The organism is Pontiella sulfatireligans (assembly GCF_900890705.1).
GTDB classification, from domain to species: Bacteria; Verrucomicrobiota; Kiritimatiellia; order Kiritimatiellales; family Pontiellaceae; genus Pontiella; species Pontiella sulfatireligans.
The window spans coordinates 1,581,087-1,594,904 of record NZ_CAAHFH010000001.1 but is presented as its reverse complement, the minus strand read 5'-3'; the positions used below and the strand labels follow the sequence as shown (position 1 = coordinate 1,594,904).

At 49.4% G+C, this 13,818-nt stretch carries 7 protein-coding genes; 6 read left to right on the top strand and 1 reads right to left on the bottom strand.

Annotated elements, in window-relative coordinates; genetic code table 11:
* Nucleotides 1-26: 26 nt before the first annotated feature.
* The 6 genes from SCARR_RS05475 to SCARR_RS05450 all read left to right on the top strand — a co-directional run bounded on the left by SCARR_RS05475 (nt 27) and on the right by SCARR_RS05450 (nt 12,082).
* Entirely contained in the window at nt 27-2,246 is a 2,220-nt protein-coding gene (locus SCARR_RS05475) for an alpha-L-fucosidase (RefSeq protein WP_168433020.1), read from the top strand.
* 333 nt (nt 2,247-2,579) lie between these two features.
* Nucleotides 2,580-4,283, top strand: coding sequence for an arylsulfatase (locus SCARR_RS05470; RefSeq protein ID WP_168433019.1), 1,704 nt, complete (start codon nt 2,580-2,582; stop codon nt 4,281-4,283).
* 132 nt (nt 4,284-4,415) lie between these two features.
* Nucleotides 4,416-7,493 (top strand): chondroitinase family polysaccharide lyase, encoded by a 3,078-nt coding sequence (locus tag SCARR_RS05465; protein WP_136060495.1) that lies wholly within the window; start codon nt 4,416-4,418, stop codon nt 7,491-7,493.
* A gap of 11 nt (nt 7,494-7,504) precedes the next feature.
* Nucleotides 7,505-9,325, top strand: a complete 1,821-nt coding sequence (locus tag SCARR_RS05460; RefSeq protein ID WP_136060494.1) for an alpha-L-fucosidase — start codon at nt 7,505-7,507, stop codon at nt 9,323-9,325.
* 181 nt (nt 9,326-9,506) lie between these two features.
* Nucleotides 9,507-10,187 carry a DOMON domain-containing protein gene (locus tag SCARR_RS05455; protein WP_136060493.1) on the top strand — a complete coding sequence of 227 codons (681 nt, stop codon included), beginning with the start codon at nt 9,507-9,509 and terminating at the stop codon, nt 10,185-10,187.
* A 302-nt stretch (nt 10,188-10,489) separates the two neighbouring features.
* A complete protein-coding gene (locus SCARR_RS05450) occupies nt 10,490-12,082 on the top strand; it encodes a sialate O-acetylesterase (protein WP_136060492.1) in 1,593 nt (530 codons plus the stop codon).
* A 187-nt stretch (nt 12,083-12,269) separates the two neighbouring features.
* Here the strand turns inward: SCARR_RS05450 and SCARR_RS05445 are convergent, their stop codons facing one another.
* Nucleotides 12,270-13,376: a uroporphyrinogen decarboxylase/cobalamine-independent methonine synthase family protein gene (locus SCARR_RS05445; protein ID WP_136060491.1), complete on the bottom strand. Its 1,107-nt coding sequence runs from the start codon at nt 13,374-13,376 to the stop codon at nt 12,270-12,272.
* Nucleotides 13,377-13,818 lie beyond the last annotated feature (442 nt).

Genomic DNA, 13,818 nt, shown 5'->3' with positions numbered 1-13,818 from the left:
AAAGTAGAACTATGCGGCATGCTAAAATGAAGCTCAGTTTTTTGAGTTTTTTGCTTATTTGCTGCACGACGATAACCATCTCAGCAACTGCAGAGCAAGCATCGGAGCCGTTTGTTGGCACGGTGGAATCTCTCGAACGCTATGAATGCCCGGAGTGGTTTGGCGATGCCAAATTCGGTATTTGGTCCTGTTGGAATGCCTACACGGTTCCGGGCGTTGGGGACTGGTATGCGCGTCTCATGTATATAGAAGGCTCCTCTCATTACAAATATCATGTAGCTAACTATGGCCATCCCTCCGAATTTGGCTACAAAGACATCATCCCTCTGTGGAAGGGGGAAAAGTTCAACCCCGAAGAACAAATCGAGCTCTTCAAAAAAGCCGGTGCAAAATATTTCGTGGCGATGGCGAATCACCATGACAATTTTGATTTATGGGACTCCAAGCATCAGAAGTGGAATAGCGTAAATTATGGACCCAAGATCGATATTATCGGTGCATGGCGGAAAGCAACTCTCAGATCAGGACTTCGATTTGGACTCACGAGCCATCTGGAACGCACGTGGAGCTGGTTTCAGACGAATAAAGGAGCGGATAAAAACGGCCCTTACGCTGGGATTCCCTACGATGGTAACGATCCGAAATACCAGGATTTGTACCTGAAGCCGGATCTGAATGGTGATGATAACGCAGCGCACCCTGTCAATGCCCCCGTCGAGTGGCGGGAACACTGGCTCGAACGCTGCCAGGATGTGATCCAGCAGCACGATCCGGATATGTTTTATGTCGATGGGGGGGTACCCTTCTATGGAGACGACGAAGGCCGTACGGGTCTCGAAATGATCGCTTATCTATACAACAACAGCCTACGCACGAATGAGGGCAAAAACGAAGCGGTTATGTGTATCAAGAACTGGGCGGCCAAAAAAGGAAGATGGGGCTACTACTGGCCCGGCATTGCAACGCTGGACGTTGAACGGGGTCGCCTGGAGAAGATCAATCCGGATCCGTGGCAAACAGACACGTCGATCGGCGACTGGACCTGGAACCGGAATACCACCTACCGCTCGGCTCGTGAGATCATTCACGAGCTCGTCGATATCGTCTCCAAAAACGGGAACCTCTTGCTCAACGTTTCGCCTCGCGATGATGGTTCTCTCGACGCCGATGCCGTGCAACTCCTAGAAGACATTGGCGACTGGATGGCGGTGAACAGCGAATCGATCTATGAAAGTCGCTATTGGAAAATTTGGGGAATCGACGATTTTCGTATCGTGCAAAAAGAAGGCGCGCTTTATGTCACTACATTTGATTGGCCAACGAGTCGTTCTTTGACGGTTCCTTTTCTGGCTCTTCACGATAGCCCGGCAAAAATAGCTAAGGTTGAGTTGCTCGGGCATAACGGGGCCTTACGTTTTGAAAATCAAGAGAAGGGGCTCGTCATAAGGCTTCCCGAGTGCAAACCATGTGACCATGCGTGGGTCTTTAAAATCAGTGGGGAACGATTTGACGAAATGGATCTGACAGAATTTAATAAAACCCATGTCAATAAAGCCGATAAGACTAAAATCTGGTTTCAGGTTTCTAAAAAACAGACGGTCAAACCTGGAAATAAGGCGGTAAGTTTTGGGAAAGATGACGCCCTCTGGGGCATCAATGCCGAGGGGTTTATCTTCACTAAGATGGGCGACTCAATCGAGATCAGTAAACAACGCGGCATCGATATTGGCGCGGGCTTGGACGGCACTGTCGCAGCAGTTGGAATCGATGGATTGGTCTACTCGCTTAGCCATGATGGGTGGCAACGGGTTGAAGGTATTACGGGGGCAACACGTATTGATGTGGATAAAAAAGGAAAGATTTGGGTATTACACCGTGAGGGCAAAATTGCCTATTACGACGGCAGTTGGCATACGATTACTGGCACCGGAAAAGATATCGGGTGTGGCCCGGACGGCCTGATCGCAATTGTCGCTGGCAACGGTCGTATTCATACCTACGCTGAAGGAGTGTGGACGAAGCACCAAGGGGGGAAATTCGCCCGAATAGACGTTTCTCCGAAGACGGGTCACATGGTAATGGTTGATGTTTCAGGGAAGGTATTTGTTAATAGAATTGGTAATGCCGACGGCACATGGAAAGATTTGCCGATTAGAAAATGGCAACGTATTCAAGAGCAAGCTACAGACGTTTCCTGCGGACAAGTCAACGACGATGAAATTATCGGATGGATCAATCCCGAATAGCAGCAGGGTACAGAAATAAATCCTAGCGGGAATGGATTGGAAAGATAATCGTCCGGAGCAAGTACGTTATGGAAAGTCTATAGAGAACAACGGAGAGTAAAGTTAAAATAGATTGTTAAAACTGAACGCTCCGAAAACTAATCCACGGAAAAAATAATGCACCCCGACCTACAGGTCGGGGGCTGAGCACGAAGCACGTCAACGAGATTGAAGAATATGAAAAATAATTTTAGGTTAACAATTAAAACCATCAGTAAATCCGCTTTGGTGGTTGTGATAGGGGCTTTGGCTGCTACATCCCACGGGGGTGCTAATAAGCTTTCGGGGAATGCGATGGATAGGCCGAATGTCTTGATTGTGATGACCGATGACCAAGGATATGGCGATATGTCCTGCCACGGGAATCCCGTATTGAAGACGCCACATCTGGATCGACTCCATGAGCAGTCGATCCGCTTTACAGATTTTCACAGTGCGCCAGTCTGCACGCCTTCCAGAGGGCAGTTATTGACCGGAATGGACGCGATGCGAAACGGGGCCTGGGCGTGGGCCTTCGGGCATGAAATGATTCGGAGGGATGTGGTAACCATGCCGCAGGTATTTAAGAAGAACGGATATCGCACCGGACATTTTGGGAAGTGGCATTTGGGCGATAACTATCCATACCGCCCGAAGGAGAAGGGTTTTGATGAGTCCATTACCCATGGAGGCGCCGCCACGCACCAGACCCCTGATTATTGGCAAAATGATAATTTCGATGATTTCTATCGTCATAACGACGGGTCGTTCCAGCAGCATAAAGGCTACTGCACCGATGTCTGGTTTGATCTGAGCATGGATTTTATGAAGCGCTGCCAAAAAGCAGGGACGCCTTTTTTCTGCTACCTGCCGACCAATGCGCCGCACACCCCGTATTATGTTGAAAAGAAATACAGCAAGCCTTTTCTGGCTGCAGGGATGGACGAGGAAGTCGCTAAGTATTTAGGAATGGTGGTCAACTTGGATGAAAACATGGGGCGGCTCAACGCCTTTCTTGATGCGAATGATCTAGCCGATAATACGATTGTGATCTTCATGACGGATAACGGGGGAACGACTGGAACCAAAGTCTTTACGGCCGGAATGCGCGGCAGAAAGCAACAGTATTACGAAGGCGGTCATCGCGTTCCGTGTTTTATCCGTTGGCCCCGGGGGGCGTTTGGATCGCCGCGTGATGCTGAGGATCCAGCACAAATGCAGGATTTGTTGCCGACACTTATCGACCTATGCGACTTAAAAGTTGGGAACGCTGCACGTCAGCAGTTTGATGGCATAAGCCTTGCGGATTTACTGTGCGGAGAAACGGAACACTTATCGGATCGCAAGTTGGTTGTGCAATGGTCGAAGCTTGATTTCCCCGCCTATGGCGATGCCGCTGTGATATGGAAAGAATGGCGGCTGGTCCATGACCGAGAACTCTACAACATCGCGTCTGATCCGGGGCAGCAAAACGATGTGGCCAGTCAGCACCCGGAAATAGTTGAGACCCTCAAAGCCCATTATGCCGATTGGTGGAAAGGGGTTGAACCGCTGGTGGCGGACTACGGACGCCCCATACTAGGGGGTGCGGAAAATCCCGTTCGCCTCACGTGTTTTGAATGGCGGAAAAAAACCACTAAAGCTAATGTGACGGTTCAGTATTCTGTGTGGGACGGGCTCAAGGCAAATGGCGAGTGGATGCTTGAAGTAGAGACCCCGGGAAAATACCGGATTGAGTTACGACGCTATCCGCTGGAAGCAAATGCCGCCATCTGCGCTGCGTATCCAGCTAGACAGCGCGAGTTCGTTCACTTTAACGAGTGCAAGGCGTTGCCCATTCTATCCGCGCGACTACGCATCGGGGATTTCGACCAGACGCTTGCGGTTAAGCCGACAGATAAAGCGGTGCCTTTTGAGGTCAATCTTCCTGCCGGGGAGATTCCCCTTAAAACCTGGTTCATGGATGAGACCGGGGAAGAACTCTGCGGCGCTTATTATGTGGATGTAACAAAGCGTTAGGCGGGAATTGCGGAAATTAATTCAAGAACACGGAATGGTAAGCCGCTTGTTTGGAGCCGTGAATAATACGACCTGTTGATGAAGTAAAAATAATCGGCACGGGAACAGCTCCCCGCCAAAAGGAAAATCAATATGAAACTAACGAACACCCTTTATCTTGCCGTACTGATCGGCCTTTTGGGCCGTCAGGATGCGGGGGCGTCGTCGCGTCCAATGGATCTCTTGCGGGCAACCTCGTTCGAGCGAGCGGCCGATCTTGATCACTTCCAAGCGGAGGAGCCTTCAGCGGTTGAGATGAGCCGCCTGCATTCGCAATTCGGTATGCAGTCGCTTTGTTGGAAGTGCGATTCAGCAAACGTGTTGGTTGCAAAGAATATACGACCCTTGTCCGGGAGTGATGGCCAGGCCGGGGAGGCCAAGAGTCATTTTTTATCCAGTCCCACGTTTGTTTTTTCGATTTATAATCCAGAGGCGCAGGTAGAACCGTTGCGGGTTGAGTTTGGTGATGGCGATGGATTCCCCATACATTTTGATTTCCAACTCAATTTCACTGGATGGAGGACGGCCTGGGTTCCTTTTTATGAAATGGAAGGTGCGGTTCCGGAAGCGGGGGCTGGAGTTCAGTTCAGCACCATGCGGTTCATCGCACCGGCCTCGACCTCCAAATTGTTCTTAGACGATATTATCTTTGCTAGCTATTTGGATAACCGACTTGCCTATCCAGATTTTCAGGTCCCGTTCATCAAAAAGAATCGGATTACAAAACTAAGTGGCGGAATGTGGGTCCCAAAACAGGTGAACTTGGACTTGCTGGCGCAAGCTGCCTCGAAAAGAGTTGCTCCGGAAATCCAGGCGGAAATGGATCTGATCTACGACAGATTGTTCAACAATTCGATGGGTGGAAAAGTAAAATCACGGTCGCCGAGTTATTTCCAGGAAAAGTTTTCTGATCTGGGGATTGGTGATCGTGGAATGCCTTTGCGCTACGTTAAACAGGTCTCCGATGTTTGCTATGACCTGATCTTTGACGGTACGCCGGAGTATTTGGATATGCGCTCCTTTGGCACGCTTCTTCTTGAACTAGCGCGAAGTTATCATTCCTGTGATCAATCCGCGGATAAGGCTTTGCTGGAAAAACTATTCATCACAGCGATGCAGTACAGTCTGGAGCAGGGATGGCAGACCGGCAGTGTTCACGGAACCTTTCATCATATTGGATACTGGATGAAGAATTTTGATACCGCCCTCTTTTTGATGCGCGATGTCCTGATGGAAAACAACCTTTTAGAGTCGGTGGGCGATGCCATGCAGTGGCGCCTGAATCTGGGAGAGGTTTTTGTGTCTGCGGAGAAACTTCGGGCAAACATTGACTACTACAATACTCAGGCTACGTTTTGTCTTATGTCTGTATTTATGGAAAGCGATACAGGTCGCCAAGCAACGCTATTAGAGGCCTATGCCAGAAGTTTGACTTCCACGTTGGCCATGACTGGCGAATCCGGCATGTTTAAGGAGGATGGTACGGTCTGGCATCATAAAGGACATTATCCCGCCTATGGCAATGGGGCCTTCGCGAAATTGCCGGATATTCTGCAGGCCTTCTCGGGGACGTCGTTCAGAATCGGCACGGCGGGACATGCCAATTTAAAGAAAGCCATGATGGCGGCCACAATTTACAGCAATCCAACCTGCTGGGGATTGGGTCAGGCAGGGCGTCATCCGTTAGGCGGAAATATTGATGGTTTAAGTAAAGCCTACCTTCAGCTGGCGCGGAGTGGTTCGCCGGATGGAACGGAAAGGTTGGATCGGGAAGTTGCCGCTGCTTATCTTCGAATCTGGGGGGAACCCAAAGATGCCAAAACCCGGCAGTTGTTTGCGCAACAGGCGATCACCAAAGTCGATGCGCCTTCGGGGCACTGGACGTTCCCGTATGCCGCCATGTCCGTGCATCGGCGCGCGGATTGGTCGGTCAACTTAAAGGGCTACAATCAATATGTCTGGGCATCTGAAATTTATGTCTTGAACAACCGCTACGGGCGCTACCAATCCAATGGCCTGGTGCAGATCATGCCGAATAAGAGCAAGCGCGAAAGTGGCTATGTGGAACAAGGCTGGGATTGGAATCATCCGCCCGGAGCCACTACTATTGAATTGCCGTATGAAGAATTAGAGCCGAAAAAAGATTTGGTAATGTTTAAATCCGCCGAAACTTTTGCGGGAGGATGCGCACTGGATGGAGACGGCGTGTGGGCCATGAAGCTGAATGAAGCCGATGGGTTTACGGTTGATCCGGTCAAGGAAGAGATGAGTTTTCCCGGAAAGTTAAAGGCCCGGAAGTCGGTGCATTGCTTTAGGGATCGACTGCTCTGTCTTGGATCCAATATTGAAAGCGTGGATCGTGAACATCCGGTACATACCACATTATTTCAGGCCTTTTTGGAAAGCCCTGCGAATGAACTCCAAATCAGTGGCGAACCTTCGATTAGCGAGTTTCCGTATCGTACGGAAATTAAGAACGGCAAGAGTACATGGATTATCGATCCGATCGGCAACGCCTATCGGATGTTGGAACCGTCCAGGTTGTTGGTGGCGAAGCGAGAACAGACTGCGCCACATAACCGGTATTCAATATGGACGGGAAAGGACAATAACCTGAAGGGCGATCGGATACAGTCGGGTGATTTCGCTATAGCGTGGATTGATCACGGAGTTGCTCCGCAAGGAGAGGGATATGCGTATCTGGTTTATCCACAAGTCGGGTCGGTGAATATCGAGACCTTGGAAGAGCGCTTTGGTTCCGATGCGGCGTTGCAGATTGAACGGAAGGATGATCGGGGTCACATTGTTTCCGATCCGGCCTTGAAGCTTACAAGCTATGCCTGTTTCGAGGGTGGAATTCTGGATGATGCACTACTGAAATCGGTTTCCATCCCTTGCTTTGTCATGGCGAAAGAAGACGGCAATCAGCTGAGTCTCGCGGTGAGCAATCCCGACCTGAATGCACCGTTAGGTGACAAGACGGGGTGGTTTTCGGGCGATCTAGAAATGTCAACCGTCGTGTTGGTTCTGGAAGGTTCATGGGGAGGGCTGGCGAGTGATAAAGTAAAATTCGTTCAGCAAGGAACCCAAACGGAACTCACGGTGGATTGCATGCACGGCCTACCAACCACGGTTGCGCTTGCAAGGCATGAAATTAACAACAAGAAGTAGAGGAGGAACATATGAAGAGAAAATGTATATTAATAATTGTACTATTGACCATGCTGGGACTGAAGGCTTCGGCTACTGAGTCTCCCGCTCCCACATTCGAGACGATCTATGAAAACCGGGAGATTCCTTCGTGGTTCAATGAGGATAAGTTTGGGATTTTCGTGGTGTGGGGTCTCTATTCCATTCCGTCTTTTTATCTAGATGGATACGCGGAATGGTACTGGTATAAGCTTGGACTGAAACCCGAGCTTAAAGATTTTCATGATAGAGTTTATGGTGCGGACTTTCAGTATGAACAATTTGCCCCTCAATTTAAGGCGGAATTGTGGGATCCCGATTTTTGGTGCAAGCTCTTTAAGGACTCTGGAGCAAAATATGTGGTTACGACCGCGAACTACCACGATGGCTTTGCCATGTATCCGACCGCCTATTCAAAAACACAAAACGCAGGCGCTTGGAATAGTATGGAAGTGGGTCCCAAACGGGACATCATTGGCGAAATGAATGTGGCCGGGGAAAAACAAGGATTGAAGATGGGGATCTATTATTCCTTGTACGAATGGTATCACCCCGAATGGATGTCCGATCCCGCAGGTTTTGCCACGAATTGGTTCCATCCAAAATTCAAGGAAGTCGTTTCCCGCTACAAGCCCTGGCATATTTTTCTGGATGGAGACTGGGAGAAGGGGAAAGACGTTTGGCAGACCGAGGATCTTGCTCAATGGCTGTACTCGGAATCGTCGGTGAAAGATACGGTCGTCGTCAATGATCGCTGGGCCGGAGAAGATAGCCGGGAACATTTTGGCGATGTGTTTGAGAGTGAATATGGTCAAACAAAATATATGTCGCCAGAGCACCCATGGCAGGAAGATCGTGGCATGGGAAAAAGCTATGGATATAATCGGACTGAGACTGTCTATGATTATGCGTCGCGGGATGAACTACTGGGAACCTTCAGTAGTGTTGTCGGCGGGGGTGGAAATTTTCTGCTGTGTGTCGGACCGAGGGCAGACGGAATTATCCCGTCCTTAATGCAGGAGCGTTTGCTGCAAATTGGCGATTGGTTGAAGATAAACGGCGAGGCGATCTATGGCACAACAGCCAACCCATTTTGGCCCCGGACATACGAATGGGGAACGATGTCTAAAAAAGAGGGTAAATTATACCTTCATATCCACGACGATGATGTGAGTCAGTTAACCCTTCGCGACTTTGGCGGAAAAATCAAAAAGGCCGAGTTGTTGCATAAAAAAGGAAGAATTCCTGTTGAATTTGAAAAAAAGGGGGAGCAACTCTCATTAAGCTGGCCTAATTATTTAAATGACACTGCGGTGACCATCATTGCTCTTGATGTGCAAGGCAAAATGGCTCGGGAGACGATTCCCCTTCAGTATGAAAACGGCCAGCTTGAATTCAATTGCCTCGCCATGCAGATACATGGAGAAAAAGCCTATATCAGAAATCGTCGATACAAAAAGGAACTGGGCATTCAGGACTGGCACGATTCCACGGAGTTTGTCTCGGGGGAGTATAGGATAACCCAACCTGGTAAATATAAGATCAGCATCATTTACGCATGCGGGATAAGAACAGACCTGCTTAAGGATTCCCATATTATTGGAGAAGGTAGCGAATTTGTTGTCTCTACCGCAGGACAGACCTTTGCGGGAACGGTTGAGAGTACAGACGGATTCAAAAAATATACACCTTTTGAGCTCGGAGAGGTTGTCTTTGATAAGGCTGGAAAATATCACATAGAAGTTAAGTCCAAAGAAAATGGTATGTGGAAAAACTTTGGATTTCAAGGAATCAAACTGGATCCCGTTAAATAAAATAATGGGGAGGACACTTCCGGAGAAACCTCCCTTAAAACCTGGTTCATGGATGAGGCCGGGGAAGAACTCTGCGGCGCTTATTATGTGGATGTAACAAAACGGTAGGTGGGAATTGTGGAAATTAATTCAAGAATACTGAAATGGTGAGACGCTAAAAATGAAATCAAAGTATTGAACGATGAATGACCATCCGATTATTAAGGCGGTTTATGTGCCTGAGTGTCCCGAGATCACCGGAAGCCCCGATGAAGGCATCTGGAGCTCCGCAACCGGCTATCCGCTGTCTAACAGTAAAGATAAAGCCGGTTGTCCTCAGGAGGGGGGCCTGGTGAAGTTTGCGTGGAACCAGCATGGATTGTATGTGGCTGCCAAGTTGGAAGACTCTTGTGTGGTGGCGAAAAACAAACGAGATGAGCAGTTTCATTATATGTTCGGAGATGTATTCGAGCTTTTTTTGAAACCTCGTAATGATGAGTATTACTGGGAAATGTATGCCACTCCACGAGGAAACAAGACGACCTTGTTTTTTCCCGCAGAGCGATCCGGCGTCACCCTCGATAGATGTCTGAACGATCATGACTTTCATGGCTTGGAAACGGCTGCAATCATCCACCGATCAGAGCATGAAAGCGGGTCGAGTGAGCAGGGGTGGAGTGCTGAAATGTGGATTCCGGCGAGTCAGCTTTCACATTACGGTGAACCTTGGGGCGAAACCTCCAACTGGTCGATTTTATGTGGCCGCTACAACTATAGCAATGAAGCGCTGACTGATCCCGAACTGAGTATGCTGCCATCGCTCTCAAAGACAAATTTTCATCTAACGAATGAGTATGCGTCTCTTTATTTTTCGAGGAGTTGAGAGGCGGACTTGAGAATCTGGACCACCGGTTAAGTTAGGTTTTGGCGCATGGCGCCATAAATGAGAAGGATAGGAGCTATGACGAATCAAAGACGAAAACATACGGCAGAGTTCAATGCCTAGGTCGCACTTGAAGCCTTGAGAGGGATCAATACGGTCAGCGAGATCACGGCTAAATATGAAGTGCACCCGGTGCAGGCCGTCGTTGGCATTAAAGAGATTGGGAATTAAAAAGGAATGAATATTTGGTTGGCCTGATGAGTACGGGCTTCGAATTCATCCCGGCGAATTAGGAGAAGGTCATGCGTAAAGAAGGGTTGTTTATCGGATGTTTATTGGTTTCGTTTTCGGCGTTGGCCGATGTTCGGCTCGGGTCGCTTTTTTCTGATGGCATGGTGATTCAGCGTGAAACTTTAGCGCCCATATGGGGGTGGGCGGATCCGGGCGAAAAAATAGAGGTATCCGCGACCTGGGGCGCGAAGGCGATGACCAAGGCGGGGAAGGATGGTTCCTGGCAGGTGGTTCTAAAAACGCCGAAGGCTGGCGTTGGACATGTCATCTCGGTGGTTGGAGATAACAAGGTGGTTATCAAGGATGTGGCGTCGGGCGAGGTGTGGTTCTGTGGCGGGCAGTCGAACATGGATGCGCCCATGAAGGGCTTCGCCGCGAATGCCAAGGAGGAAAAATATCAACCGATTTCTGAGTACACCAAAAAAGAAATTGCCACGGCCAATGATCCGCTGCTTCGACATATAGAAGTGCCAAACATGCCTTCGCCCTACGAAAAAAAGTATAATTTTAAAGGATCATGGAAGGCGGTTGCTCCGGCGAATACATCGGACATGACTGCCACCGGATATTTCTTTGGTCGGGAACTTCGTAAACACCTGAAAGATGTGCCCATCGGGTTGCTGGAATGTGCATGGAGCGGCACCCGCATACAACCGTGGATTTCAACGGGAACCTATCTATCCAACCCAGAAACGGCCGCGTACTATAAACGAGAAATGGCGGATCTGAAGAAACGTTCCTCGGTCTGGACCCTGGAAGATGCCAAAGCAAACCATCAAGTCGCGCTCGAAAAATGGAACGCCAATGGAAAGAAGGGGTATCGTCCAAAGATGCAAGGTGATCCGGTCGAGGATAAGAAGTGTCCTGCCTCGTTGCACAATGGAATGGTTTCCGTCGTTGTGCCCTACGCCATCAAGGGGGTCATTTGGTATCAGGGTGAATCGAATGCGGGCTACATGACCGAATGCTACGAGGACTACTTCAGCACGTTGATCCGCAGCTGGCGCTCGGAGTGGAATCGCGGTGATGTGCCGTTTTACTGGGTGCAGCTTGCCTCATACCGTAATCCGAAGCCTGGGCCGATCGAAAACGATGAATGGGCGAGCATATGCGATCAGCAGCGGCGCTGCCTTAAGCTGCCAAACACGGGAATGGCGGTGGCTATCGATATTGGTGAGGCAAAGGATGTTCATCCACGCAATAAGATCGATATCGGCAAACGCCTCGCTCTTTGGGCTTTGGCAAAAGATTATGATGTGAAGGTCCCTGCCTATAGCGGACCGCTTTACCAAGGATATGAGATTAGTGGACGTAACGTGTTGATCAAATTCAGTCATGTCGGTTCGGGCCTGATGGCGGGGCATAAAAATCTGTTGGAAGACCCCATCGAAGTCGACGCGCCGCTCAAGCGTTTTCAGGTTTGCGGAAAGGATCGGGTTTGGAAATGGGCCGATGTCAAAATTATTTCCAAGGATGCCATCGAAGTATCGCATCCCGAGATTGGGAATCCGATGGTGGTGCGTTATGCATGGTCATCGAATCCCGAAGGCGCCAACCTTTACAACAAGGAAGGTCTGCCTGCATCGATGTTTACAACGGAGTGAAGGCCTGCCTGACATCTTTACCGAGAATGATTGTATGGTTAACTGCTCTACCTGAAGGAATGTATAAGCCAACGAGCTCAGACGGACAGGTTCGCGCAAAAATAACGTTTGCCAGAGAGGGCCAAGGTTATGGATATGAGGAGTTCTATGCCTGGGGACAACCTGTTTTTACCAACTGAGTGGTTTTTCACGACGTGCATTTTAAAAGCCCTCTGATCATTTTAATAGCCGCCGTTTTTTTCTGCCACATTGAATAGATTTCGTGAGCGGCCTCGATGGAGGGGGCCGTAGTTTCAATAACCAACCCGCGTCCATTTTTACGCGCCACATTGCGAATGGGCTCCCACGTCAGGAAGTTGTCCATTTTTTCTTCGGTGGTTAGGTCAACATCAAAGAGCAACGCGGTTTTTGATTGTAATCTCACGTTGATGTCATCCCCAATAAAGGCATCGGGCCCTTGCCAGGTGTCAACGGCTTTAACCGCGGCGCATTCACACAAGACGGGCAGGATATGTCCGGAAGGCGCGGGCTTGGAACAGTAGTGAATCATCAGGTTGCCGTAGCGGTCGGAATAACGGTTGAGAATCGGCAGCACGAAGGCGCGAATGAGGTCGGGCGATAGGTTGACGATTGAATCGCTCGGCAAACGATGGCCATGAAAGGAGGTACCGCGGTTGGTGATGTGTTCGCTTGTGGTTCCCGCAAGTTGACTGCGAACCTGATCGGTCAGTTCCAGGCAAAGGTCGGTCAGGTTGTTGAGAAACTGCATGGTGGCATCGGGCTCATAGATGAGGGACACCATGAATTCGTCGGCAGGGAGCAGCAGCTGGGCGAGGTCGAACGGCGACGCGGAGGGCGGGAAGGAGAGGGCAAATCCTGCGGGAAGATGCTTCAGTGCGGTTTGCAGCGAGTTAAACATTTGGTCGATGATCGGCCCGGCGAGTTCCGGGGTTCCCGCCGCGACGGCGCCTTCCATGCTGGAGAAGATGGGTTCGATGATCGGCTCCGAACCTGCGGGATAGAATGGTTCGGCTCCAAAAAGGCTCGGGACGGCAATACATTGATACCATCCAAAATTCACGGTTGGAATCCAGTCGGATTTCGCCTCCACCTTGGGCTGACGTGCTGCGGCAACCTGCGCCATCGCGGCTTCCGTATGGAGTACCAACTCTTTCTTGTCGGGCTCCGCCCCGCAAGGCGGTGTGATAATGAGAGGAATACGGCCGGTTATGCCTTGAAACACTTCGGCGTAGAGCTTTTTACATCCATTGATTTGTTCTGTTTCGATATCCATTCTATTACCCCTGTAGGTGTCATTTTTCGACAGTTATGAACAAATTATTGCATGTTATGCGCGGAGTGTGAATGGAGTCGAAGAGCATATTTTTGCACTATACAATCAAGTTGTTAAATTGGCTCTTTTCTACTTTGCGTGGATCAATGGAGAGTTTCCGATCGGATAACAGGATTGAGAGGATGTCTTTGAGTGGGCGGTTCATCCGGTTGATCGGCATATTCCCCTTATTCAAAATCTCTCTTTCTCCATCTGGAATCCTTGCTTCGGTACACTAAATGGGATTCGCTTTAGTTAATAATAGAGCCTTCTCTTAGATTAATCGTCTCCACCCCGCCCGGTTTCAGCATTACTTTGGCGACCGGTGTTTTCTTGAAATGTGATTAACAAGATCTAGATCCTTAATATCCAGTTATCCGGTCAAAAAATTGTTCCGGCCTAT